This is a genomic window from Paenibacillus spiritus (assembly GCF_008710135.1).
Taxonomy (GTDB): Bacteria; Bacillota; Bacilli; order Paenibacillales; family Paenibacillaceae; genus Paenibacillus_AQ; species Paenibacillus_AQ glufosinatiresistens.
Map to the genome: position 1 here is coordinate 35491 of NZ_VYKK01000027.1, position 25259 is coordinate 60749.

Sequence of the window (25259 nt, forward strand, 5' to 3'; positions counted from 1 at the left end):
ATGCGTCCGGACGCGGAATTGGGGCGGGTGGATGTATCGTCGATAGGGAAAGAGAACCAAGAGGACACCCTAGAGGTGTCCTCTTGCCGTTAGGGGCGGAGGTTCCTGAACGGCCGGCCTCGGGGAAGCTTCGGGTGACAGTCCTCTGCACGGTATGTATAATGGTTGTACAGGATTTGTATAAACCTTAACTGGAGTGAACGGCGGCATGTATACAATTAAAGAGGTCGCAGCGATGCTCGACATTCCTTCGGTTACCCTTCGGGCCTGGGAGAGCCGCTACCAAGCGGTGATTCCGCAGCGGACGGAGTCGGGATACCGGCTGTACAGCCAGCGCGATGTCGACGATCTTAGGTGGCTGAAGGAGCAGACAGAAGCCCGGGGAATCGGCATTTCGCACGCCGTCCGGCTGCTGAAGGCCGGCCGGGAGGCGGCCCCGTCCGAGAAGCCCGTTGCGGCGGCTCCCGGTACGCCGGAACAGGCCTACCTCCAGCTGCGGCGGCAGATCTACGAGGCGCTGCTGGAATTTCAGGGAGAACGGGCGGCAGGATTGACCGATTTCGGATTCTCGGTCTACGGCTACGAGACCATGTTCCACGAGGTGCTGGCCCCGGTGCTTGTCCTGGTGGGCGATGCCTGGGAGAACGGAGAGGCCACCGTGGCCCAGGAGCATTACATGACCCATTTTGTCGCGAACCGGTTCCATGCGCTGTTCCATGTGTTCCCCGTCAATGCTTCCCTGCCGAAAGCGGTCTGCTTCTGTCCCGCCGGAGAACGGCACGAAGTCGGTCTTCTGCTGTTCTCGCTGTTCCTGCGCCGCAACGGGGTGGAGGTCATCTATCTGGGAGCGGATACGCCGGAGGAGGGAGTCTCCGCGCTCCTACGGGAGAAAGACGGAATCGGAGCCGTCTGCCTGTCCCTGACCGACCGGGCGCTGCTTCCCTATGCGGAAGAAGTGATTGCGCGGCTGGCCGGACTGGCGGAAGGGGCGCTGTTCATTGCGGGCGGGAGCGCATTCTCCGACTGGCAGAGTCCCGAGGGCTTCCCGGTCCGGCTGCATAGGTCCGGAGAGAATCCGGCCCGGTGGCAGAGCTGGTTCAGCGCCGTATTCGCAGGCCGGAGCCGCCTGCCGGGCAGAATGACGTAGAATTTCATATCCGTAAGAAGCCGGTGGGTCCGAACCGGCGGATTGCCTTGCAGAAGCCCCGGTTGCCGGGGCTTTTTGGCGTGGGCTTCAGAGGCGGCCAAGGCCATAAACCGGCAAAATCGACATTTTTTTAGTTGTGGCCAATCGGTGACGTTTACAGACGGATGAAAAGCCGTTATGATGTTGTATATAGATTGTATAGTATTTGTACAGTTATTGTATAATGTTTGCACAATTGGCCGAAGGGCCAGGGCGGAGGAACGCATGTGACACAGGATAGAACGGCCGCGCGGGTTGCGGTCATCGGAGCGGGACCGGGCGGGCTGGCCGCGGGCATGCTGCTGGCGGCGGAGGGATGCGAAGTCACCGTGTATGAGAAGCAGGCGGTGGTCGGCGGGCGGTCTGCCCGGCTGGAACTGGGAGCCTACCGGTTCGACAGGGGGGCCACCTTCCTCATGATGCCGCATCTGCTGGAGGAACTCTTCGAAATGGCAGGACGGAAGCTTGAGGATTATGTAACGCTGCTGAAGCTGGACCCGTTGTACAGCCTGCATTTCGGCGATACGGTGTTCTCGCCGGGAACCGACCGGGACCGGACCGAGGCGGAGATTGAACGGCTCTTCCCCGGCGACGGCGCGGGGTACCGCCGGTTCATGGCCGACGAGGAGGATAAATTCGCGCGGATTATGCCGCTCTTGCAGCGGCCGTTCGGTTCGTTGGCCGACTATGCCCGGAAGGATGTGCTGCGCGCACTGCCGAAACTGCATGCCGCCGATACGGTATACGGCCGGCTGTCCCGGTATTTCCGCGATGAGCGGCTGCGCTTCGCGTTTACTTTTCAGGCCAAGTATCTCGGAATGTCGCCTTGGGATTGCCCGGGAACCTTCACGATTCTCTCCTATCTGGAGCATGCGTACGGGCTGATGCATCCGGTCGGGGGCGTGCACCGCGTGCTTGAGGCGATGGCCGAGGTGACCGAAGAACACGGCGGCGTTATCCGGACTTCTGCGGGCGTCCGCCGAATCCGGGTGAAGAACGGCCGGGCAACGGGGCTTGCGCTGGAGAACGGCGAGGAGGTGGAATGCGATTACGTGATTCTGGGGGCGGACTTCGGGTCGGCCATGACGACCCTGTTCGAGCCGGGTACGCTGAAGCGCTATACGCCGGACCGAATCGCCCGGAAACGCTTCTCCTGCTCCACCGCCATGCTGTATCTCGGTGTGGACGGGAAGCTGGACCTTCCGCACCATGCCGTTCATTTCGCGGCGGACTACCGGCTGAATGTGGAAGAGATTACGGCAGCCGGCCGGCTGTCGGCCGACCCTTCCCTGTATGTGCACAACCCTTCTGCGCTTGATCCGACGCTGGCCCCGCCCGGCAAATCCTCGCTCTATGTGCTGATGCCGGTGCCGAACCTGAAGGCGGACATCGACTGGGAAGCGGAGCGGGAAAGGGTCCAGGCCTCGATGCTGGAGCGCCTGACACGGATTCCCGGTCTTGAGGACCTCCCGGAGCGGACCGAGGAGCAGCTCTTCTTCTCGCCGCTGGACTGGCAGGACCGGCTGGACGTCTATGCCGGGGCGACCTTCAATCTGGCCCACAATCTGGGCCAGATGATGGCGCTCCGCCCGCATAATGCCTTCGCCGAGGTCGACGGAATCTGGCTGGTGGGCGGAGGTACCCACCCCGGAAGCGGACTGCCGACCATCTTCGAATCGGCGAAGATCAGCGCCCGGCTGCTGCTGGAGCGCCACGGCGCTTCCCGCAGACGCACTGCTGCGGCCGGCGCGGGCCGGGAGGTGACGGGATGAGCCGGATCGGTATCGTCGGCTCGGGAATCGGCGGCCTGACGGCGGCGCTGCTGCTGAGCCGGCAGGGGCATGAAGTTACGGTGTTCGAGCGCGGCTCCGAACCCGGCGGAAGAGTGGCCTGGGAAGCCGAAGGCCCCTACCGGATCGACAAGGGGCCGACGATTGTCCTTCTGCCGGATATGCTGCGCGGCATTCTGGAGGAGGGCGGCTTTCCGGTTGAGCGTCTGGAGCTGCTGCGCTGCGACCCGATGTGCGCGGTTCATGTGCGCGGAGGCCGAACGCTGCGCCGCTATGACAACCCGGCCGCCCAGATGGCGGAGATCGAGCGGCTGTACCCCGGAGAAGGCGCGGGCTTTCTCCGCTTCATGTCCGAGATGGCCCCGCTGTTCCCTCTGGGGCAAGCGGCTTTTCTGGAACGGAGCTTCCCGAACCGGCGCTCGTTCTTCAGCGCAGGCAATCTGAAGCTGATGGCGCGCCTTCGCGCCTATCAGAGTCTCCGGGCAGCGGTCGGCCGCTATTTCCGCAGCGAGGAGCTGCGGGACGCCTTCTCGCTGCAGAGCCTCTATATCGGAGGCGCTCCGTTCCGGACGCCGGGTCTGTACACGATGCTTCCCTATGCGGAGCATGCCTTCGGCGTCTGGATGCTGCGCGGCGGCTACGGCGCGCTTCCGGGTCTGATCGCCTCCGAGCTGCGGCGGCGCGGCGTGCATTTTCGGATGAACGCCGAAGTCACAGAGCTGACGGTAGAAGACGGCGTCTGCACCGGCGTAGTTGCCGAAGGCGCAGCTTTCTCCTTCGACGCCGTGCTGTTCAACGGCGAGTTCCCGTATCTGCGCGGTCTTCTTCCGCCGGAAGCGGTCCGGCTTCTGCCCGGAGGGAAGCGGCGCGGCAAGGCGGGCGCAGTCCGGGCCGAAGCCAGCGCGGCCGCAGACGGACCGCAGGGAATTCATGCCCGCGCCGCCCGGATTCGGGAAGAGGAAGGCCGTCTGCCGCAGGGCGGCGGATCTCGGCCGCACGGGCCGGAGCCGGATGAAAGAGCGGATTCCCGGTATCAGCCTTCCTCGGGCTGTCTGCTGATCTATCTGGGCGTGGCGAAGCGCTGGGCGGAGACGGAAGTGCATCAATTCTTCCTGCCCGCCTCGCTGGATGCAAGCCTTCGCGAGCTGTTCGGGCGGGGCGTCGTCCCCGCAGACCCGTCCTATTATGTCTTCAATCCGGTCGCGCTGGACAGTGCGGCGGCTCCCGAGGGGGAGAGCGTGCTGTATTTCCTGGTGCCGGTTCCCTCGGGAAACGGAATGGACTGGGAGGAAGCGGCCGGACCGCTGGCCGAGCGGGTGCTGGCCGATGCGGAGACGCGGGGTTTCCCGGGACTTGCCGCCCATATCCGGTGGAAGCGGATACGGACGCCCGCGGATGCCGAGCGGGAAGGTCTGTACGGGGGAGGAAGCTTCGGCATTGCGCCGGTGCTCTCCCAGTCGGGCGTCTTCCGGCCGCAGCCGAAGCCCGGAGGAATTGCAGGATTGTACGCCGCCGGGGCTTCGGTGCATCCCGGCGGCGGCGTGCCGATTGTCATGCAGGGGGCCCGGATGGCCGCCCACCAAATTGCAGAGGAGCTGAGAGCCAATGAACGGCGAGATTATTCGACAGTGTGAGGAAATGATGAAGAGGGGCTCGTCTTCGTTCTACCGGGCATTTGCCGGACTGCCGAGTCCGCGCCGGGAGGCGGTCCATGTCATCTATGCGTTCTGCCGGCTGATCGACGACAGCGTGGACGAACCCGAGAATGCCCCGTATACCATTGGGGAGCTGCGGCGGCTGTTCACGGATCTCGATACCGCCGAGGGCCATTTCATCTGGCCGGCGCTCCGCTGGCTGTTCAATTCGTTCCCGCAGATCGGCCGTGATCCGTTCCTGCTGCAGATGGAAGGACAGCTGCGCGACCTTACCTTCACCCATTACCGGACGCTGGATGAACTGGAATCCTACTGCTACCTGGTGGCGGGCACGGTGGGCGAGATGCTGCTGCCGGTACTTCGGGACGACCGCAGCGAAGCTGCCGTATCCGCGGGAATTTCGCTGGGCATAGGCATGCAGATTGTCAACATCATGCGCGATGTCGGCGAAGATCTGGAGCGGGGCCGCCGCTATCTGCCGCTTGAACTGCTGGAGAAATACGGTTACGGAGCGGAGGAGCTGGAGCGCGGCGTTGTGGATGAACGCTTCATTGCCCTGATGCGGGAACTGCGCAGCCATGCGCACCGCTGGTTCCGGCTCGGTCTGGCCGAAGTGGACTCCTACCCGCCCGAGAGCGCTATGGCCGTTGAGCTGGCAGGGGCGTTCTATGCAGCGATCCTGGATGTCATTGAAGATGCCGGTTACGATGTGTTCGCCGGAAGAGCCATTGTCGGGGATGAGGCGAAGCTGCGGATGTTCCGCAAGATTGCGGGACGCTATGCCGCCAGCGAAGCCGGACGATGGCCGGTCACCGGCTGATGGCGCGGCTGTTCTGGTTCTGGTATGCGGCGGGAACGGTGCTTCTGGTGCTGCTGCGTCTGCCGGAGAGCCTGGAATTTGCCAACGGTCTGTTCCTGGTCTTCTATGCGCTGTACGCCTGCTCGCTCCATCTTCGGGAGAGACTCGGCACAACCGGAAATGACTCGTTAGTCATTAAAAAAACACCGCCGGACGCCTATGCCGTCCCTCCGGGCAGATTGGGGCGTGTACGCCGAACCGGTCATTTCGGCCAAACCAGCCAAACCAGCCAAGTCAGCCAAGTCAGCCAAACCGGCCAAACCGGCCAAACCGGCCAAACCGGCCGGAAAGATGGCCTTCCCCGGACTGTTCTGACGGCTGCGCTCATCTGGCTGGCAGGTATGGGGGTCGAGTGGATCGGCGTTCATACCGGACTGCTGTTCGGGGATTACCGGTATTCCTCCGCCCTTGGACCGCTCATGTTCGGCGTGCCCGTTACCCTTGGCTTTGCCTGGATCGCCGTTGTGCTGAACGCGCTGCTGCTGGCGCCGGGAGCGGCGGCGGCTTCCGGGAAGAAGGGAGCCGCCTTCGGCTGGCGTCCGCTGCTCTTCCGGGCCGTTCTGACCGGGTGCTGGGCGGTGCTGCTGGATCTGGTGCTGGACCCGGTGGCCCAGGCCCGGGGCTATTGGGATTGGGGGACGGACGCCGGGTTCTACGGCGTGCCGTGGAGCAATTTTGCCGGCTGGTTCGCCGCCGCCGCGCTGCTCTCCTTCGCACCGGGCCGAATCCGCTTCTCTCCCGCCGGCATTCGGCGGGGCGTTCGGCTCTATCAGGCGATGCTGCTGATGTTCGGTCTGATCTCGCTTCGCGACGGCCTGCCGCTCTGCGCGCTGATCGCCGCCGCGGGCATTCTCTTAGCCGAAGGGAGGGTACGCCATGCTTCGCGCCGACAAGCGGCCCGGGTTTGACTGGTTGTTCTACCGGTACAACAAGGGATATCTGATCTCCCGGCATTTCCGCGGATTTGCCGCCGCCGGAGAGCTTGCGCCGGCTTCGGCCGGGCAGCGGCCGCTGCTCTATATCATGAATCACAGCTCCTGGTGGGACGGTCTGTTGGCCTATCACGCCGCCCGCACTCTGACCCGGGGCGACCATTACTTCATGATGGAAGAGGCGCAGCTTCGCCGGTACCGCTTCTTTCGCAAGCTGGGGGCGTTCTCGGTATCTCCCGGGGACCCCGCTTCAGCCGCTGTCTCGCTCCGCTATACAGTCCGTCTCCTCCGGGGAGGCGGCAGCGTCTGGATGTATCCGCAGGGAGAGATCGTCCCGCTGGAGCAGCGGCCGATCCGCCTGAAGCCCGGCGCTGCGGGGCTGCTCCGGCTCTGTCCGGAGGCGGCCGTCGTTCCGGTTACCCTCTACCACGGCCTGTTCCGCCATTCCAAGCCGGAAGCGACGCTGCTCGCCGGTCCGCCGCTGCTGGATGATTGGAGCGGCATGGAGCGCAGCGAGATCGGGAACCGGCTGGCCGCTGCGCTGACTGCCCAGCTGGAGGAGCACCGGGAGCGGGCCATCGCCGGAGACGGCCGTCTGCCGCCGGGCTGTGTTCCGCTGGTACGGGGCAGGAAATCGGTGCAGGAGCATTTCGACGGCGTATTCGGGAGGGGACGGACATGACGCTGCTCTTGAAGGCGATTGCCGCAGCTCTGGTGATTCAGCTGCTGTTCGCCTGCTGGAATACGGTTCATCTGCCGCTGCTCGGGAGCGGAGGATCTGCCCCTGGCCGCCGGGCCGGGAGAGAACGAAGCCGGGAAGCGGGAGCGGAAGCGAATGAGCGGACTGAACCGGAGGACGGGGCTGAAGAGGCTGGAGGAACGATGCATAAGACGGCGGTCAACCCGAAGCCGGGAAGCTTCCCTCGGAAAAGCTGCGGTGAGGCGTCCGGGGCCCGGCCGGTCCTGTCGATTCTGATTCCGGCCCGCGATGAAGCGGACCGGATCGGCGGCTGTCTGGCCTCGGTTCTCGCCTGCCGCGAGGCGGAGGCGGCCGAGATTCTCGTTCTGGACGACGGCTCGGAGGACGGGACGGCAGAGGCCGCGAGGCGCGCCGGAGGCCCGGCGGTGACGGTGCTGGCCGGCCGCCCGCTGCCGGAGGGCTGGGCCGGCAAGCCGCATGCCTGCGCCCAGCTCGCGGAAGCGGCCCGGGGCAAGTGGCTGCTCTTTCTCGACGCCGATGTCCGGCTGGCGCCAGATGCGCTGGCGGCGGCGCTGGCAACGGGAGAAGCGGCCGTCGGCGGGCTCGTTACCGGCTTTCCCCGGCAGGAGACGGGGACGTGGCTGGAGCGGCTGGTCGTGCCGCTTATGCTGTTTACCGTAGTCTGCCACCTGCCGGTCCCGCTGGTCCGGGGCTCCGCCGATCCCCGGTTCGTGGCGGCGCACGGCGGCTTCATGCTGATCCGCCGTGACGCCTACGACGCCTGCGGCGGACACAGGGCCGTCGCTTCGGCGCTGGTGGATGACATGGCGCTGGCCCGGGCGGTCAAATCGGCGGGAATGCCGGTGACCCTGGCAAATCTGTCCGACCATGTCCGGATGCGCATGTATGAGAACGCGGGGGAAGTCTGGCGGGGCTACCGCAAAAACCTGTACGACGGCCTCGGCCGCCGTCCGCTCCTGCTGCTGGGCGTCATGGCGGTGTACCTGACCGGGTACGTCCTTCCGCCGGCCGTGCTTCTCGGAGCAGGCTTCGCCGGCGATCCCGGGCCAGCGGCCTGGGCTTGTGCCTGCATGCTTCTCGGCGCGGCGATCAAGCGGGTCGCCGATGCGGCAGGGCGGAAATCCGGGGGATACGCGCTGCTGCTGCCGGCCGGAATGCTGGCCCTTGCGTTCATCGCGGCCGCCTCCTGGCGGGGAGCCGGCCGCGGATATTGGTGGAAAGGAAGGCGATACTTATGAGACAGCGGACAGCGGTGGTGATCGGGGCGGGCTTCGGAGGCCTGTCCTGCGCGGTCACGCTCGCCGCCCGGGGGTGGCGCGTGACGGTTCTGGAGCGCCAGGACGCTCCGGGCGGGAAGCTGCGGCGCGTGGAGGAGAACGGCTACCGGTTCGACCGGGGACCGAGCACCATTACGATGCCGCAGGCTTTTGCCGCCCTCTATGAGCTGGCGGGCGAGCGGATGGAGGACCATGTGGAGCTGTATGAGCTGGAGCCCCGCACCCGCAACTGCTTTGCGGACGGCTCGGTCGTCGATCTCAGCCGCGACCCGGAGCGGACGGCGGCGCAGATTGCGCTCTACAGCCCGCAGGATGCGCTGCGCTATCCCGCTTTTCTTCGGGAAGCGGAGAAGCTGTCCCGGCTCAGCCAGCGGCGCTTCCTGAACAGAGGGCCGCTCAGCCTTCGGGACAAGCTGTCGCCGGGAATGATCCGGGATCTGGTGCGCGTGCGCCCGCTGGTGCGGCTGGACACACTGCTCCGCCGCTACTTCAGCCATCCGAATACGCTGGCGATGTTCGGGCGGTATGCCACCTATGTCGGTTCCTCTCCTTACCGGGCGCCCTCCATCTTCGCCATGCTCGGTTATACCGAGGCGGGGGAGGGGGTATTCGGGGTCCGAGGCGGCACTTACCGCTTGATCGAGGCGCTGACCGGCCTGGCGGAGCGCCTCGGCGTGACCCTGCTGACCGGAACGGAAGCGTCGTCGCTTGCCGTGCGCGGCGGACGGGTCACGGGCGTCGAGACCGCGGGAGGCTTCCACGGGGCCGACGCCGTCATCTGCGGCGGGGACGCGCTCAGCGTCAGCAGAATGCTGCTGCCCGAACGCAGCCGCCCGTCGCTGAGCGACCGGAAGATCGGGGCGCTGGAGCCGTCGCTGTCCGGCATGGCGATTCTGGCGGGGGTGAGGCGCACCTATGAAGAGCTGCTGCATCACACGGTGTTTTTTCCGGCGGACTACCGGCCTGAATTCGAGGCGCTGTTCGATACCCGCACGCCTCCGGCCAATCCCGCCGTCTATGTCTGCCACTCGGGACATTCGGAGCCGGGACTTGCGCCCGAAGGGGGCAGCAATCTGTTCATCCTGGCCAATGCGCCCGCGCTCAGCCCGGCCTGCGACTGGGAACACGAGGCGGAGGCCTACGGCCGCCGCGTGCTGGATACGCTGGAAGCGCGGGGCATCGGCGGCCTGCACGGCGCTGAAGTGCTGCGCCGCTGGACGCCGCAGGATATCGAGCGCGACACGCTGGCCCACAAGGGAGCCATCTACGGCATCTCATCCAATACGGCGCGGCAGACGTTCTTCCGCCCGGGCAACCGCTCGGCCGAGCTTCCGAATCTGTGGTATGTCGGAGGAACGGTGCATCCCGGCGGCGGCACGCCGATCGTCTCGCTCTCGGGCCGTCTGGTGGGAGAACGGATTGCGCAGGAGGCGCTCCGCTGAAGGGACGGGATGCCGCGCGGCATCCCGTCTTCGGACATGGTATAATAGGACACTGATATCGGCGCGCGATGAGGGCGCGTCTAACTTACAGTACGGCAGGAGGAAGCCGCGATGGATGCGAGCAGGAACAACAGACCGGCGGAAGCGGGCCGGAATGACGGACCGGGAGACGCTGCTATAGAGGCGTGCAAAAATAGCGGGCCGGCGGGCGCTGCTGACGAAGCGGGCGCACAGGACGGACCGGCAGACGCCGCGCCGGATGCGAACCGGAATAACGGCACGGCGGACGCCGCTTCCGGCTCGCTGCTGCCCGAGCACCGGACGGGCGAGCGCAAAATCGAGCATGTCCGGCTCTGCCTGAACGGCGATGTCGCCGCCCGCGGCGTCACCGCCGGCTTCGAGCGCTACCGGTTCCGGCATAATGCGCTCCCGGAGATCAACTTCGCGGATATTTCATTGAAGGCCTCCTTTCTCGGCTGCGAGCTGCGCACCCCGCTGCTGATCTCGTCGATGACGGGCGGCAGCGCAGCCACCGGCCGGATCAACGCCCGGCTCGCGGAAGCCGCGCAGCGGCGGGGCTGGGCGCTCGGCGTCGGCTCCGTCCGGGCCGCAGTGGAACGCGCGGAGCTGGCGGAGACGTTCCGCGTCCGGGACCGCGCGCCGGACATTCCCGTCATCGCGAATCTCGGCGCAGTCCAGCTAGCGCTCGGCTTCGGGCCGGATGAATGCCGGCGGGCGGTGGACATTGCCGGGGCGGACTGGCTGGTCCTGCATCTGAACACGCTGCAAGAGGTGTTCCAGCCCGAAGGCCAGACGGCCTTTGCGGGACTGCTGCCGCGCATCGAGGCGCTGTGCCGAAGCCTCGAGGTGCCGGTCGGCGTCAAGGAAGTCGGCTGGGGCATCGACGGGGAGACGGCGGTCCGCCTCCGCCGGGCCGGCGTGGCCTTTATTGATGTCGCCGGGGCCGGGGGCACCTCGTGGAGCCAGGTGGAGAAGCTGCGCAGCTCTTCGCCTGTCCACCGGGCCGCAGCGGAGGCTTTTGCCGACTGGGGCATACCGACGGCGGACTGCATCGCCGAGGTGCGGGCCGCCCTGCCGGAGACGCCGCTGATCGGCAGCGGCGGACTTGCCGGCGGCGTCGATGCCGCCAAGGCGCTGGCCTTGGGCGCGGACCTGGCCGGCTTCGGCCGGGGGCTGCTCGGCCCGGCGGTGGAATCGGAAGCGGCGCTGGACGAGGCGCTGGCCCGGGTTGAGCTGGAGCTGAAGACGGCGATGTTCGGAATCGGCGTCTCTTCGGCCGGGAAGCTGCGGGGACATAAGCGGCTGGTCCGCGTATAGAGCGGCATCTTTCGCGGTGTTGCCGCGCATTTTGTTCTCATATATAATAGGTGAGATCGAGAGCGGGATGAGATCAATTTCACGATAAATGGGAGTTGTCATATAAATGGCTTTGAAAGCGGGTATCGTTGGACTGCCGAACGTCGGCAAGTCGACGCTGTTTAACGCAATTACGCAGGCGGGCGCGGAGTCGGCCAATTATCCTTTCTGCACCATCGACCCCAATGTGGGCGTAGTGGAGGTCCCGGACGAGCGGCTGGACAAGCTGACCGAGCTGGTGGTTCCGAACAAGACGGTGCCGACGGCGTTCGAGTTCGTCGATATCGCGGGGCTGGTGCGCGGTGCGAGCAAGGGCGAGGGTCTTGGGAACAAGTTCCTGGCGCATATCCGCGAAGTGGACGCCATTGTGCATGTCGTGCGCTGCTTTGAGGACGAGAACGTAACGCATGTTGACGGCAAGGTGAATCCGATCAGCGACATCCAGACGATCAACCTGGAGCTGATCCTGGCCGATGTGGAGAGCGTAGAGAAACGGATCGACCGTTCCCGCAAAAACATGAAGGGCGGCAACAAACAATACGCTCAGGAAGTGGAAGTGCTGGAGCGCATCAAGGACGCGCTCTACAACGATATGCCGGCCCGAAGTGTGGAGCTGTCGGACGAGGAGAAGCAGATTGTGCGCGATCTGCACCTCCTGACGATGAAGCCGGTGCTGTACGCCGCCAACGTCGGCGAAGACGAGGTAGCCAGCGCCGAAGAGAATCCGTACGTGAAGCAGGTCCGGGAATTCGCGGCGGCCGAGAACGCCGAAGTCGTGCCGATCAGCGCGAAGGTGGAAGCCGAGATCGCCGAGCTGGAAGGCGAAGACAAAGCCATGTTCCTGGAGGAACTGGGACTGGCGGAATCAGGCCTCAACCGGCTGATTAAGGCCGCTTACCGGCTGCTCGGCCTGTACACCTACTTCACGGCCGGCGTGCAGGAAGTGCGCGCCTGGACGATCCGCAAGGGCACGAAGGCGCCCGGCGCAGCCGGCGTCATCCACTCCGACTTCGAGCGCGGCTTCATCCGTGCGGAAGTCGTCGCCTACGACGACCTGATCGCCGCCGGCTCAATGAACGCGGCCAAGGAGCGCGGCCAGCTCCGGCTGGAAGGCAAGGAGTACGTCGTGCAGGACGGCGACGTGATGCATTTCCGGTTCAACGTGTAACCGGAAGAACCGGATGCGCGCTGTCTCCCGGCGGCGCGAAGCTGTCTACTGGGTTAGCCGTCCGCAGGCGGCAACAGAACCATAACGCCCCGAACCGCAGAGCTGCGCCGTTCGGGGCGTTTTTTGTACACGTCTCCGGGAAGCACTGGCTCTTGCACGGTCTGCTCATATCGCTGTCCGCTCATAGGCCTTCGGCTGTCCTGCCCGCTATATCCGCCTGCCGCCCTACTCGCATACGCTTCCAAGCGCCGCCCGGTTCGGACCCAGAAGACCTTATTTGGCTCATTCTTCTGATTGTCCGGAATTAACGGACACCAGAGACCTTATATCGAAATGTAAGCGTTAATCATGGCCTGAATCACCCCAATAAGAGCTCCTAGGTCCGCGAAGAACGAAAAAAGGCTGCTTACAGAGCAAATAAGGACTCTGTGGTCCGAAATCCGGGATTATGCGAACATCCGGCGCTCTGGCAGATCTGCGAATGGACCCGATGACCGAGTCGGATAACTCGGCATTCGATTCAAATGGGCGTCTGCTGTATTGCACCTCTTCACACCTGTTCAAAATATTATGGCTTATTTGTATGATGCGGAGGTCGCGCTAATAGGGACAGGAATCAATCTGGCGGAAATTTTGTTTCTTATGCGTTTGATGCTATTTTTTGCTCCATAGCCGCCGCCATAGCCTTATAAGCCTGTCTGAACCGCCACCGGGTCCCATTAGGAAGCCAGCGCCTCCTTCGTAATCTGCTCGATGTCGATCGGGCAGCGGGAGCCCTCTGCCACCATGTCGGGGAGAATATGGGTCAGGAAATAATCGACGCAATGCAGCGGAACTTTCTTGATCGCGATGAGCGCCAGACGGTACATGACCACAAATTCGGGCTCTGTATTGCCGCGCTGGAGTTCGCCGAAGGCCTCGTAGACCTGGTCGAGCTTGTCCGCCACTTCGAGGATGCGGCCCTCCAGGGAGTCATCCTTGCCTTCCCGCAGCTGCCTGCGGAAGATCGGCTTGAATTCCTCGGGAATATGCTCGTCGATGAAATGGGCGACCATGCCCTCTTCGACCTTTTGCAGCATGGCGCGCAGCTCCAGCGAATAGTGCTTCACGGGCGTTTTGATGTCCCCGATAAAGATTTCCCCGTAGTCATGGCTGCTGGTAACCTCGTACAGCTTCTTCCAATCCACGGCGACGCCGTGGGTCTCCTCGATGTCGGCGAGCGTTTTGGCGTACTGCACCACCTTCCACGAGTGGGCCGATACGCTGTGCTCCTCGAATTTGAACCGGCCGGGACAGCGGATGATGCGTTCCAGATCGGTTAATGATTGAAAATAGGCGTGGATTCCCATCGCGGATCTTCCTTCCTCCGGGCTTGGCATCGTGCATGCCATCCGAATCGTATTTTCTTCCAGTCTAAACCGGATTTGTTAGCGGACCATTAACTTCCGAAGAGAGGTGGACCGGTTCCGGTGCGCGGGAAGGGCCGTAACCGGCGGTGTAGCCAACCGCCGCTCTTCGTGATATAATATAAAGTCGTGTATGCCATGTTTATTTGCAAGGGCGTAGACGCTTTTTTTCAAATTATCCGAATGGAATCAGGAGAGGTGAATTCCCTTGTTGGACCGATTGCAATCTCTGGCGGACCGCTATGAGAAACTCAGTGAACTGCTTTGCGATCCGGATGTTGCAAGCGACAGTAAGAAACTGAGGGACTATTCCAAAGAGCAATCCGATCTGCAGCCCGCTTACGAGGCTTACGTTGAATATAGAACCGTCATGGAAGAGCTGGACGCCGCCAAGCAGATGCAGGGTGAGAAGCTGGACGACGACATGCGCGAAATGGTGAAGATGGAGATTGACGAGCTGTCTTCCCGCCAGACCGAGCTGGAGGAGAAGATCCGCATTCTGCTGCTGCCCAAAGATCCGAACGACGACAAGAACGTGATCGTGGAAATCCGCGGCGCGGCCGGCGGCGACGAAGCGGCGCTGTTCGCTTCCGACCTGTACCGGATGTATACCCGTTATGCCGACAACCAGGGCTGGCGCGTGGAACTGATGGACGCCAACATGAACGATCTCGGCGGCTTCAAGGAAGTCATTTTCCTGATCAACGGCAAGGGCGCTTACAGCAAAATGAAATACGAGAGCGGCGCGCACCGCGTACAGCGCATCCCGACGACCGAATCGGGCGGACGCATTCACACCTCGACCTCTACGGTCGCGGTCATGCCGGAAGCTGAAGAGATCGACATCGAGATTCTCGACAAGGACATCCGGGTCGATACGTTCTGCTCCAGCGGGGCGGGCGGCCAGTCCGTCAACACGACCAAGTCGGCGGTGCGCGTCACGCACATTCCAACCGGCATCGTGGCTACCTGCCAGGACGGCAAATCGCAGAACTCCAACAAGGAGAAGGCGCTGCAGGTGCTGCGCGCCCGCATCTCCGATATGATGCGCCAGGAAGAGGAAGCGAAGTATGCCGGAGAGCGCAAGTCCAAGGTGGGCACAGGCGACCGGAGCGAGCGCATCCGCACCTACAACTTCCCGCAGAGCCGGGTGACGGACCACCGGATCGGACTGACGCTGCACCGGCTGGACCAGGTTATGAACGGCGAGATTGAAGAAATCATCTCCGCACTCTCGATTGCCGAGCAGGCGGAACTGATGGAAAAAGGAGAATAATGCTTTGAGACAAGGCGCATTTGTTATGTCGCAGGTGCAAAGCATCCGGGAAGCCTTTGCGGAGGCTTCTTCTTTTTTGGCGGCAAGCGGAGCCCACGAGCCGCAGCGCAGCGCCCGGCTGCTGCTGGAGCATGTGCTGGGCGTCTCGGGCGCGGGGTTCTACCTGGCGCTGCCCGAGCCGTTCCCGCCGGAACGGGCCGAAGCGTGGCAGGCGGCGGTCAGCCGCCGGGGCCGGGGCGAACCGGCGCAGTATATTATCGGGGAGCAGGAATTCTACGGCCGCCCCTTTGAGGTGACGCCGGACGTGTTGATCCCGCGGCCGGAGACGGAGCTGCTGGTGGAGGCGGTGCTGCGGTACGCGGCGGAGCTGTTGCCGGCCGGGAGCGCGGGCGCCGGGAGCGGAAGCGCCGGGCCTGACCGGCAGACGGCGGAAGACGGCCGAGGCGATTCCGGCGGAGAAGGCGGTCAGGGGGGAGCTGGAACGGTAGGCGGGGAAGGCAGTTATGGCGGGGCCGGAACGGAAGACGGCCCAAGCGAGCCGCTGCCGGCGCCGCCCGCCGTCCGCCCGCTGACGGCGCTCGACATCGGCGCCGGCAGCGGCGCAATCGCCGTTACGCTGGCGGCCGAATCGCCGGCGTGGCGCGTGCTGGCCGGCGATCTCTCGCCGGCGGCGCTGGCCGTCGCCGCGCGCAACGCCTCCCGGCACGGCGCGGCGGTGGAGCTGCGGCTCGGCGATCTGCTGGAGCCGTTCCGGGGGCTGGAGACGGATATCCTCGTCTCCAATCCGCCCTACATTCCCGGCGGCGATCTCGCCGGGCTGCAGGCGGAGGTGCGGGACTATGAGCCGCACCTCGCGCTGGACGGCGGGACGGACGGGCTGGACCCGTACCGCCGGATGCTGGAGCAGCTTCCGCTGCTCGCTCGCCCGCCGCGCCTGATCGGCTTCGAGCTCGGGCTCGGGCAGGCGGAGGCGGTCGCGGATCTGCTGCGGGCGGCCGGCCATTGGGACGAGATCGTCACCATTGACGATCTGGCCGGCATTGCGCGCCATGTATTGGGAATGGCGCGCGGTTGAAATACCTGCCCCCGCTCCGTACAATGAGGGAAGAACGATTGTATCCGCGCACTGCGGGAACGAAGCGGGGCGTGACATCGTTTATTATCAATATGGCCAGCACGGCTGCGCCGCGTTCGGGCCTGGCCGTGAAGATTCAATCTTAGGAGGAGCCGCGTTGCTGCATAAATTCAAGAAAATCGACGGCGGCATCGTCGTCGTGCTGCTGCTGCTGATGGTCATCAGCCTGTTCGCGATCTACAGCGTGACCCATGGCCGGGCCGAGGACGGCTTCCAAATCAAGATGCTGAAATTCTATGTGCTCGGCTTTGCGGCCTTCATCGGCTTGTCGCTGTTCGATTACCGCTGGCTCGTTAAATATGCGCTCTATATCTACATCCTGGGCATCGGCATTCTCGTGCTGGTCAGCTTCATCGGCAAGGTGGAGAACGGGGCGCAGGGCTGGATCAAATTTGGCGGATTCAGCCTGCAGCCGGCAGAGCTGTTCAAGCTGATTCTCATTCTGTTCCTGTCTGCGGTGCTGTTTCGCAAGAACCGGGCGAGGCTCCGGTTCTGGGGCGATGTCGTGCCGCTCGCGCTGGTGACGCTGCTGCCGTTCGCCATTGTCATTATGCAGAACGACCTGGGCAACGGACTCAGCTATCTCGTGATCCTGATGGGGATGCTGTGGATCGGCAACATCCGGTTCACCCATGCGCTGCTCGGACTCGTGATCCTCGGCGGTTCCATCGGCGGGGGAATTTTCTCTTATGTGCATTACCATGACCAGGTGACGCATTTTCTCTCCGACACCTTGGGACGGCCCCATCTCGTCGAGCGGTTCGATCCGTGGCTCGCGCCCGAGAAAGCGACGGCCAAGGCCAGCTATCATACGAAGAATGCCAAGCTGGCCATCGCTTCGGGCGGCATGAGCGGAGAAGGCTACATGAAGGGAAGCTCGGTGCAGACAGAGCGGGTACCGTATACGTATTCCGATTCCATCTTCGTCGAGATTGCCGAGGAATTCGGCTTCGTCGGCTCGGCGGTGCTGCTGCTGCTGTATTTTATCCTGATTCACCGGATGGTTCTGATTGCGCTGGAGTGCCGGGACCGGGGCGGGCCGATGCTGATCGTCGGCGTCGTCGCCATGCTGCTGTACCAGATCTTCGAGAATATCGGCGCTTTCCTCGGACTCATGCCGCTGACCGGCATCACCCTGCCGTTTATCAGCTATGGCGGCACCTCGCTGCTGATCAACATGGCGAGCATCGGGCTTGTAATGAGCGTGCGCCTGCACGGGCGGGAAGAGGAAGAGGATTTGCCGGAACTGGAGTATAACAGCCCTGCCAAGGGCGGCTCCGGCGGTAAGTCGGCCAGAACTTCCAGGACGGCGAAGCAGGCGTGAGAGGGGGAGGGACAGGCGGCGTTCGCAGTCTTGCCTGTTCCGAGGGTGTACACAACTCAATCGAGATTTTATAGTCAAGCGGTCGTTCAAGAATACTCTTCTTGGGCGGCCGCTTTGATTATAGGCATTAAAAAATACAATTAACCAAATTTCGGGAGCCGATATCCCCGCCGGACAGGAAGGGGTAACCCCTTATTGGGTCTTTAATCAGACGGTTCAATATGAGGGCAAGACCAGGCCTCGTTTCTTGGTGAAAAAAGACGGCATGGTTGAAGCGACCTGGAAGCTGTCTCCCCCGCTTGTTGACGGAGCAATACAAACCTTGCCATACATCCTCGTGCAGGGGAGATTGCTGAAATAAAGGCGGTACCCGAGCGGGAAAGGGGGGGCTGGAAACAACCTTCCGTGGTTAAAATAAACGGCCCTGCGATATCCGCAGAGCCTTTATTGATGCAATCGTTCAGTGAAAACCAGATTAGGCCTTTTCTTTCACCGCGGCCACCGAGTAGGTGATCAGTTCGCTGCCGAGAACCGGAGATTCCTGGCGGTCCGCTTCGGCGCCCGGCTCCGGACGCTTGTGGGCCGCCTTGAATGCATCGCTGTTGCGCCATTCCCCAAAGGACTCCATGGAATCCCAGTACATGTTGACGTTTAGCTCGTCATACTCCGTCAGGTTCTGGGTCAGCCAGACCTCCACCTTAACGAAGCCCTCGAAGGTATCGAGCGGTCCCGGCGCAGCAAATCTCGGCGCCATCGCCTCGCCCATCCCTTTCTTCACTCTGATCCGGTTGGTCACAATAATCATGCCGCTTCAGCTCCTTTGCATAGTTTAAGCAGAGGATGATCTCCTATTGCCGCTGTTCCTCCCAATCCCCGTCGTCCTGGTGCCTGAATACATGGATCTGATGATCCGCCGCTTCTCCCTTTAGGTAGGAATAGCCGCCTTCTTCCCACTCTTTCAGAACAGTCACAGACAGGGAATCGGCAGAATTGCCCGAACGTGGCGGACTCTGCCACTGCCCGTCAATTCACCGGATTTGTTGGCCTTCGGGATAAAAAACGTGCCACTGCGTACGCCCCAGTTCCTCGCCCTGCATCCCGGCTTATCCGCCCATTAAATGATGGGCGCTTAGAATGCTGAACCGATACTCCAGCCAGTCTCTGGACCAGAGTTTGTATTCGTTATGCGTATTCGGCTCTACTGTAACATGAGCCGTCTCTTCTTGCGGCATGTCCTCTCCGGCAAGGTGCAGAATTCGCTCCATTGCCGTAATCCGCAGAGCCATATAGAAGAGAATTCCGCACACGCCGAGAAGCACAGGCAGCCGCCTTCTGGATCTCATGACGATGCCTGCCGGTATTGCTGCCAGCAGCGGAACCCAGATGAACGGGTCTCCCAGGGTGATTGTACCTACCCGGAATGCGGCCGAATTCAGCGGATACAGCAGAACCACCTCGTGATCCATTATATCCAAAAGGAGGTGCCCGATCCATTCCGCCAGGATGCAGGCGCACCAGACTCGCCGGAACCGGATGTCTCCGAGCAGACGGCAGGCGGGGATGGCTACGACCAGGACGATGAGCGGAGCGGCGATAAGAGAGTGAGACCACAAGTTCGTTGCCCTTCCGCCCAGCAGGTCCGGAAGGACGGCAGATACCGCGCCCGCGCTTAAGGTAAGAAGCCGTTCTCTCGGGGTACGGCGCGGGAGTAGAAGCCAGGCTGTCGACATTCCGAGCAGGAGGTGCGAAAGCAGGTGAAAGCCTAGATACAACATGGAATCCAGAGTGGTGTCCCCCTATTCCGCAGCAAGGCGGAGCTTTTGTCTCGTACCTCGTACCTAATCTGCCATCTGCCATGTACCGGAAGAGTTCTGCATGCGCGAGGAAATACCTGCACTCTATTGAAATAAAAGGATTGAAAAGGCGGGGTTTAGTTTCTCTCTCTTTCGGACATACTGCCTTACATAAGAGATTCAGAGAGTGAGAGGGGCGAGAAGAATGATGAAGCATACGCCATGGATATCCGGGGACGGGCTGCGAAAGGCCGTCAAGCATACCGCTATTTTAATTACGATAATTATGGTTCTGATGATGGCTTGGGAAAGTCAAAAAAGCGATGCCGCCGCCGTAGAAGCGGCCATTCCGGCCCAGTCGATCCGGCTGCGGATTCTGGCCAATTCCGATTCCGCAGGCGATCAGCTCGTCAAGCGGCAGCTCCGCGACCGGGTCGTGGAGCAGATGAACACCTGGGTGGCGGGTCTGGAAGATCCGCAGAGTCTGGAGCAGGCCCGGACGCTGATCCGCAGCCACCTGCCGGAGCTGGACGCGCTGGTGGACCGGGAGCTGAAGGAACGCGGCTTGACCTACGGCCATAAGGTGGAGCTGGGCATTGTGCCGTTCCCGACCAAAATGTACGGCGGAACCGTCTATCCCGCCGGGGACTACGAAGCGCTGCGGATTACGCTCGGCGCAGGCAGCGGACAGAACTGGTGGTGCGTGCTGTTCCCGCCGCTGTGCTTCATCGACGCCGGGTCCGGCGATGCCGCCGCCAAGCCGGCCCCGACGGACGGGAACGGAGCACAAGCCGATTCCGCTGCGAAGAACGGGAAGACGGCAGCGGCCGGACAGAAAGGCGCTGTGAAGGGAGCCGTCCCCGACGGGACCGGCCAAGCCGGAACGGGAGGGAGTACGGCCGCCAAGGCGGAAGCGCCGCAGGTGAAATTCTTCATCGTGGAGCTGCTGGAGAAGGTGTTTCAATGGATCGCCTCGCTCTGGAAGTAGAAGCAAGCTACTGTTTTGAGCCGATCTGTGATAGTATTTGGAGAGAATCTTGACGGCTGCGGCCGGATGAACCGGCGGCGCTTTGCCGGTAATTATAGTTGCGCATGGCAGCGAAGGCCCCGCATGGCGAGGGTCTTTTGCTTATGCCGGAGCGAAGAACAGAAAGAGGATGGAAGGCCATGAACGAGAGACTGCGAGAACCCCATACGGTCTGCTGGAAGCTGGAAGACCCGGAATCGGCGCTTGCGCCGGTGAGCGCGAGCGACCGCCAGGCGCTGGCCGAAGCGGCCGAGCTGCTGCGGCGCGGAGAGACGGTGGCCTTCCCGACAGAGACGGTCTACGGCTTGGGAGCCAATGCGCAAAGCACGGAGGCGGTGCAGCGGATCTTTGCGGCAAAAGGCCGGCCGTCGGACAATCCGCTGATTGTCCATATCGCCGACCGCTCGGCGCTGGAAGGCTTAGTAACCGAGGTGCCGCCTGCGGCCGCGGCGCTGATGGACGCTTACTGGCCCGGCCCGCTGACCGTGGTGCTGCCGCTGCGCGGCGGCGCCGTGTCGCCCCGGGTCAGCGCCGGGCTCGATACGGTCGGCATCCGCATGCCGGACCATCCGGTGGCGCTGGCGCTGCTGACAGCGGCCGGCTGCCCGGTGGCGGCACCGAGCGCCAACCGCTCCGGGCGGCCGAGTCCGACGACGGCCGCCCATGTGCTGGACGACCTCGCCGGAGCGGTCGGCGGAGTGCTGGACGGCGGAGCGGCCGGGGTCGGCCTGGAGTCCACCGTCATCCAGGTGCTGGATGACGGGAAGGTCGCCGTGCTCCGCCCCGGCGGCATTACGGCCGAGCAGCTCGCGGCCGTCGTCGGCGCGGACGCGGTGCTGCCGCCCGCGCCGCCGGTGGATTTCACGGCGCCTGCGGATGCCGTGAAGCCTCCCGCGTCCGGCGATGACGCCGCCGGACCGGACGCCGCCCGCACGGATGCGGGCGGCAGCGGCCCGGCGCCGCGCGCGCCGGGCATGAAGTACGCGCACTATGCGCCGCGGGGCGAGCTGCGCATCGTGCGCGCGTCTTCGCCGCAGGCCGCGGCGAAGGCGGCGGCGGGCCTCTTGGCCGAGGCGGCGGCGCGCGGCGAGACGACGGGACTGCTTCTCTTCGAGGAGCATGTCCCGCTCTATCCCGCCGGCGCAGCCGCCTGCACCGTGTCCCTCGGCCCGCTGGCCGGGCTCGAAGCGGCGGCGCGCACGCTGTACGCCGCGCTCCGCCGCTTCGATGAAGCGGGCGCCACCTATATCCTTGCGGAGGCCTGCCCGGAGGAAGGGCTCGGGGCAGCCGTCATGAACCGGCTGCTGAAGGCGGCGGCCGGCCGCGTGATCGAGGCCGGCCGGTAGCTTTTTGCCCGGGAGGCTGACTGCCCGGCATCTCTGCGTTCCGCTGCCCGCCCGCCTTCTCCCCCTGCCCGTCATGTTTGTCCGCTCCTCTGCATATCGTGGAGAGACAGACACTCGTGGGGTATGGAGGGTTCGGGATGGGCGTAGGAGAAGTGTATGCCGGCTGGGGGCAGGTGCTGACGGTAGCGATGATGGCGGTGGCGCTTGGCTTCGACGCCTTTTCGCTCGGTGTCGGCATCGGGATGCGGGGCATCCGGCTGCTGCATGTGCTGCAGATGAGTCTGCTGATCGCTGTGTTTCATGTCGTGATGCCGCTGCTGGGCCTGTTCACGGGAGAGTATGTGGGCCATCTTCTGGGCCGGGTGGCCGGCGCGGCCGCCGGCGGTCTGCTGGTTCTGCTCGGCGGACATATGGTCGTGAACTCTTTCCGCTCCGGAGATGAGGAGGAGGCGCGGGCAATCGACCACCGGAAGCTGTGGGGCATGCTGCTGATTTCGCTGAGCGTCAGCATTGATTCCTTCTCGGTCGGCGTGTCGCTGGGGATGTTCGTCAGCAATGTACCCCTGACCGTGTTGGCCTTCGGCGCAGCCGGTGGCCTGATGGCGATTGGCGGCCTGCTGCTCGGAAGACGGGCCAGCCGGAAGCTGGGCAGCTTCGGGGAAGCGCTCGGAGGAGCGATTCTGCTGGGGTTTGGCTTGTTGTTTATCTTCTGATACAATTATTGTTAATCTGGGGCTGTCTGGAGTTATACATTCTACTTGGAGGTGACCCGCATGCTTCGCATCTTGTTTGTCTGCACCGGCAACACCTGCCGCAGTCCCATGGCCGAAGGCTTGCTCCGCAAGCTGGCCGCCGAACGCAATCTGGATCTGGAGGTGCGGTCGGCCGGAGTCGCCGCCATTGACGGCAATTCCATGTCCCGCCATGCCGCAGCCATACTGCGCGACGAAGGCGTTCAGGGAGACATTACCTCTTCGCAGCTGAAGATCGGGCACATTGAGTGGGCCGATCTGGTCCTGACTCTGACCCAGAGCCACAAGCGCCATGTGCTGCAGGTCCATCCGGCGGCGGTCGGCAAGACCTATACGCTCAAGGAATATGTGCAGGATGAAGAGTCGGTGCGCCGCGATCTGGAGGAACTGGACAGTCTTTATGCCGGCATCGAATTGAGCCGGACGCTGGGCCGGGAGCCCGAATCCGAGGATTTGCAGCGGGTGATCGAGATCCGCCAGCGCATTCCAAGCGGCGATATTGTAGATCCGTTCGGCGGAAGCCGGGAGGATTACGAGCTGGCTGCGGCCGAAATCCGCAGTTCGCTGTACCGTCTGCTGGACAAGCTCGAAAGCTTGCGTCTGCTGTAAGGAACGGTTGATTTTCGGCGTGTGATGCTTTAATATAAAAGAGCAAATCAAGGTTTCGGTGTAACTGGCGACAAGTGTGGGATTAACCACGATGGAGCACCGGAATAAACGGCCGGTCGCCTGGGCAGAAGAGCAAATCCGCAGCCATTTCGCGGACTGCTCTTTTTTGTTTAAATGGAAGCCGCTGTCAGAAGGGGGCTGAAGACTTGGAAGCATCCACGGATTGGGAAGAGGCGACCGCAGCGATTCTGCGGGAGCTGGCTGAAGCGGGACGGCTCGGTCCCGGGAAGGTCGTTGTGATCGGCGCCAGCACGAGCGAGGTAGCCGGGGCGCGCATCGGTACAGGCGGGGCGCTGGAGACGGCCCGCCGTCTGCTGGCCGGTGTCCGCCGGGCGGCGGAGGAATACGGCTTCGAGCCTGTCTTCCAATGCTGCGAGCATTTGAACCGCGCGATTGTGATGGAGCGCGGGCTGCTGGAGCGGCTGGGGCTGAAGGAAGTCTCCGCCGTTCCGGTGCCCGGCGCAGGCGGCTCAATGGCCGCCGCTGCCTACGAGTCGATGAGCGACCCGGTTCTGGCCGAGACGGTGGAAGCGCACGGCGGCATCGACATCGGCGAGACGCTGATCGGCATGCATCTGCGCCGCGTAGCAGTGCCGTTCCGGCCGTCGCTGCGGGAAGTGGGACAGGCCCGGGTAACCGCCGCCTTCACCCGGCCGCCGCTGATCGGCGGGGAACGCGCTGTCTACACGGCGCCCCTCCGCGGCAACGCGAGCAACTGCGAGTAATACGAGCGTGTTTCATCATCATTTTGGAGGAGGAAACAAAGAAATGGAGCAACTGCGCAAGAGCGACCCTGCCGTACTGGAAGCCATGGGGCTTGAACTGAAACGCCAGAAGGCAAATATCGAACTGATCGCGTCCGAGAACATCGTCAGCGAAGCCGTCATGGAAGCGATGGGTTCCGTTCTGACGAACAAATATGCCGAGGGCTATCCCGGCAAGCGTTACTACGGCGGATGCGAAGATGTGGACATCGTCGAGAACCTGGCCCGCGACCGGGCCAAGGAACTGTTCGGCGCCGAGCATGCCAATGTGCAGCCCCACTCCGGCGCCCAGGCGAACCTCGCTGTCTATCTGGCCGCGCTGAACACCGGGGATACGGTGCTGGGCATGAACCTGGCCCACGGGGGCCATCTCACGCACGGCAGCCCGGTCAATGCTTCCGGTCTGCTCTATAACTTTGTAGCCTACGGTGTGCAGGAGGATTCATTCCTCATTGACTACGATGAAGTCCGCAAGGCGGCGTTCAAGCACCGTCCGCGTCTGATTGTAGCCGGGGCGAGTGCTTATCCGCGGACCATCGACTTTGAAGCGCTGGCTTCCATTGCCCAGGATGTGGGCGCCCTCTTCATGGTCGATATGGCGCATATCGCCGGTCTGGTAGCCGCAGGCGTGCATCCGAGCCCGGTTCCGCATGCCCACTTTGTCACGACAACGACGCACAAGACGCTCCGCGGTCCCCGCGGCGGTATGATTCTCTGCAGACAGCCTTGGGCGGCGGCGATCGACAAGGCCGTCTTCCCGGGAACGCAGGGCGGACCGCTGATGCATGTGATCGCCTCCAAGGCGGTGGCGTTCGGCGAAGCGCTGCAGCCGTCCTTCAAGACGTACGCGGAGAATGTGGTCAAGAATGCCAAGGTGCTCGCCGAAACGCTGATTGCCGAAGGCGTGAACATCGTATCCGGGGGTACGGACAACCACCTCATGCTGGTGGATACCCGGAATCTGAACATTACGGGCAAGGATGCGGAGAAGGTGCTGGATTCGATCGGCATTACCGTCAACAAGAACGCCATTCCGTTCGACCCGACCAGCCCGTTCGTAACCAGCGGCATCCGGATCGGAACGCCGGCCATTACTTCCCGCGGCATGGACGAGCAGGCAATGACCGAGATCGGCGCCATTATTGCGGCGGTCCTGAAGCAGCCGAAGGATGATGGCGTACTCAAGGACGCTGCGCGCCGGGTGGCTGCGCTGACCGAGCGTTTCCCAATCTACCCCGGACTCCAGTACTAAGCCCTATTGTTTCTTCTATATTATTGGAAGTTCGTTTTGCTTGTTCCCCGCCTGCGTATCCTTGAACTGTGACCCACAAGAAGGACACTTTGAAAAAAGTGACCCCTC

General features: G+C 63.3%; 22 protein-coding genes and 1 riboswitch. Of the genes, 19 read left to right on the top strand and 3 right to left on the bottom strand.

Annotated elements, in window-relative coordinates:
• The first annotated feature begins 208 nt into the window (after positions 1 to 208).
• The 10 genes from F4V43_RS16680 to ychF all read left to right on the top strand — a co-directional run bounded on the left by F4V43_RS16680 (position 209) and on the right by ychF (position 12407).
• Positions 209 to 1147 carry a MerR family transcriptional regulator gene (locus F4V43_RS16680; RefSeq protein WP_150459392.1) on the top strand — a complete coding sequence of 313 codons (939 nt, stop codon included), beginning with the start codon at positions 209 to 211 and terminating at the stop codon, positions 1145 to 1147.
• 266 nt (positions 1148 to 1413) lie between these two features.
• A complete protein-coding gene (locus tag F4V43_RS16685; protein ID WP_223879936.1) occupies positions 1414 to 2958 on the top strand; it encodes a phytoene desaturase family protein in 1545 nt (514 codons plus the stop codon).
• Positions 2955 to 4610 carry a phytoene desaturase family protein gene (locus tag F4V43_RS19915; RefSeq protein ID WP_223879937.1) on the top strand — a complete coding sequence of 552 codons (1656 nt, stop codon included), beginning with the start codon at positions 2955 to 2957 and terminating at the stop codon, positions 4608 to 4610. Before F4V43_RS16685 ends, F4V43_RS19915 begins: the two co-directional genes overlap by 4 nt.
• Positions 4582 to 5451 (top strand): phytoene/squalene synthase family protein, encoded by an 870-nt coding sequence (locus F4V43_RS16695; protein ID WP_150459393.1) that lies wholly within the window; start codon positions 4582 to 4584, stop codon positions 5449 to 5451. The genes F4V43_RS19915 and F4V43_RS16695 overlap by 29 nt, the downstream gene beginning before the upstream one ends.
• Positions 5433 to 6398: a carotenoid biosynthesis protein gene (locus F4V43_RS16700; RefSeq protein ID WP_150459394.1), complete on the top strand. Its 966-nt coding sequence runs from the start codon at positions 5433 to 5435 to the stop codon at positions 6396 to 6398. The genes F4V43_RS16695 and F4V43_RS16700 overlap by 19 nt, the downstream gene beginning before the upstream one ends.
• Positions 6367 to 7104, top strand: coding sequence for a lysophospholipid acyltransferase family protein (locus tag F4V43_RS16705; protein WP_150459395.1), 738 nt, complete (start codon positions 6367 to 6369; stop codon positions 7102 to 7104). The genes F4V43_RS16700 and F4V43_RS16705 overlap by 32 nt, the downstream gene beginning before the upstream one ends.
• Complete coding sequence (locus tag F4V43_RS16710) at positions 7101 to 8381, top strand: glycosyltransferase (RefSeq protein ID WP_223879938.1); 1281 nt, start codon at positions 7101 to 7103, stop codon at positions 8379 to 8381. The genes F4V43_RS16705 and F4V43_RS16710 overlap by 4 nt, the downstream gene beginning before the upstream one ends.
• Positions 8378 to 9862 (top strand): phytoene desaturase family protein, encoded by a 1485-nt coding sequence (locus tag F4V43_RS16715; protein ID WP_150459396.1) that lies wholly within the window; start codon positions 8378 to 8380, stop codon positions 9860 to 9862. The genes F4V43_RS16710 and F4V43_RS16715 overlap by 4 nt, the downstream gene beginning before the upstream one ends.
• 111 nt (positions 9863 to 9973) lie before the next feature.
• The gene (gene fni / locus F4V43_RS16720; RefSeq protein WP_223879939.1) at positions 9974 to 11200 is read left to right on the top strand and encodes a type 2 isopentenyl-diphosphate Delta-isomerase; all 1227 of its coding nucleotides are present in this window, start codon (positions 9974 to 9976) and stop codon (positions 11198 to 11200) included.
• Positions 11201 to 11306: 106 nt separating this feature from the next.
• Entirely contained in the window at positions 11307 to 12407 is a 1101-nt protein-coding gene (gene ychF / locus F4V43_RS16725; RefSeq protein ID WP_150459397.1) for a redox-regulated ATPase YchF, read from the top strand.
• A 719-nt stretch (positions 12408 to 13126) separates the two neighbouring features.
• Here the strand turns inward: ychF and F4V43_RS16730 are convergent.
• On the bottom strand, positions 13127 to 13756 hold the full coding sequence (locus tag F4V43_RS16730; protein ID WP_150459398.1) for a YfbR-like 5'-deoxynucleotidase: 630 nt from the start codon (positions 13754 to 13756) through the stop codon (positions 13127 to 13129).
• Positions 13757 to 14021: 265 nt separating this feature from the next.
• Between F4V43_RS16730 and prfA the strand changes: the two genes are divergently transcribed.
• The 3 genes from prfA to F4V43_RS16745 all read left to right on the top strand — a co-directional run bounded on the left by prfA (position 14022) and on the right by F4V43_RS16745 (position 17548).
• Positions 14022 to 15089 (top strand): peptide chain release factor 1, encoded by a 1068-nt coding sequence (gene prfA, locus F4V43_RS16735; RefSeq protein ID WP_150459399.1) that lies wholly within the window; start codon positions 14022 to 14024, stop codon positions 15087 to 15089.
• Between the two features lie 25 nt (positions 15090 to 15114).
• Positions 15115 to 16164, top strand: a complete 1050-nt coding sequence (locus F4V43_RS16740; protein WP_150459400.1) for a N5-glutamine methyltransferase family protein — start codon at positions 15115 to 15117, stop codon at positions 16162 to 16164.
• 157 nt (positions 16165 to 16321) lie between these two features.
• Positions 16322 to 17548, top strand: coding sequence for an FtsW/RodA/SpoVE family cell cycle protein (locus tag F4V43_RS16745; protein WP_150459401.1), 1227 nt, complete (start codon positions 16322 to 16324; stop codon positions 17546 to 17548).
• A 475-nt stretch (positions 17549 to 18023) separates the two neighbouring features.
• On the opposite strand, the gene F4V43_RS16750 is transcribed toward F4V43_RS16745, so the two are convergent.
• On the bottom strand, positions 18024 to 18353 hold the full coding sequence (locus F4V43_RS16750; RefSeq protein WP_150459402.1) for a heme oxygenase: 330 nt from the start codon (positions 18351 to 18353) through the stop codon (positions 18024 to 18026).
• A gap of 298 nt (positions 18354 to 18651) precedes the next feature.
• Positions 18652 to 19323: a metal-dependent hydrolase gene (locus F4V43_RS16755; RefSeq protein WP_411898471.1), complete on the bottom strand. Its 672-nt coding sequence runs from the start codon at positions 19321 to 19323 to the stop codon at positions 18652 to 18654.
• A 259-nt stretch (positions 19324 to 19582) separates the two neighbouring features.
• Here F4V43_RS16755 and spoIIR point away from each other — a divergent pair, with 259 nt between their 5' ends.
• The 6 genes from spoIIR (at position 19583) to glyA (ending at position 25151) form a co-directional block, all read left to right on the top strand.
• Positions 19583 to 20329, top strand: coding sequence for a stage II sporulation protein R (gene spoIIR / locus F4V43_RS16760; protein WP_150459413.1), 747 nt, complete (start codon positions 19583 to 19585; stop codon positions 20327 to 20329).
• A 143-nt stretch (positions 20330 to 20472) separates the two neighbouring features.
• Positions 20473 to 21714: an L-threonylcarbamoyladenylate synthase gene (locus tag F4V43_RS16765; RefSeq protein ID WP_223879940.1), complete on the top strand. Its 1242-nt coding sequence runs from the start codon at positions 20473 to 20475 to the stop codon at positions 21712 to 21714.
• Positions 21715 to 21851: 137 nt separating this feature from the next.
• Positions 21852 to 22427, top strand: a complete 576-nt coding sequence (locus F4V43_RS16770) for a manganese efflux pump MntP family protein (protein WP_150459405.1) — start codon at positions 21852 to 21854, stop codon at positions 22425 to 22427.
• 60 nt (positions 22428 to 22487) lie between these two features.
• Positions 22488 to 23075 carry a low molecular weight protein arginine phosphatase gene (locus F4V43_RS16775; protein ID WP_150459406.1) on the top strand — a complete coding sequence of 196 codons (588 nt, stop codon included), beginning with the start codon at positions 22488 to 22490 and terminating at the stop codon, positions 23073 to 23075.
• A gap of 50 nt (positions 23076 to 23125) precedes the next feature.
• A riboswitch (ZMP/ZTP riboswitch) is annotated at positions 23126 to 23208 on the top strand.
• Positions 23209 to 23281: 73 nt separating this feature from the next.
• A complete protein-coding gene (locus F4V43_RS16780) occupies positions 23282 to 23860 on the top strand; it encodes a TIGR01440 family protein (protein ID WP_150459407.1) in 579 nt (192 codons plus the stop codon).
• A 43-nt stretch (positions 23861 to 23903) separates the two neighbouring features.
• Positions 23904 to 25151 (top strand): serine hydroxymethyltransferase, encoded by a 1248-nt coding sequence (gene glyA, locus F4V43_RS16785; RefSeq protein ID WP_150459408.1) that lies wholly within the window; start codon positions 23904 to 23906, stop codon positions 25149 to 25151.
• The last annotated feature ends 108 nt before the right edge of the window (positions 25152 to 25259 follow it).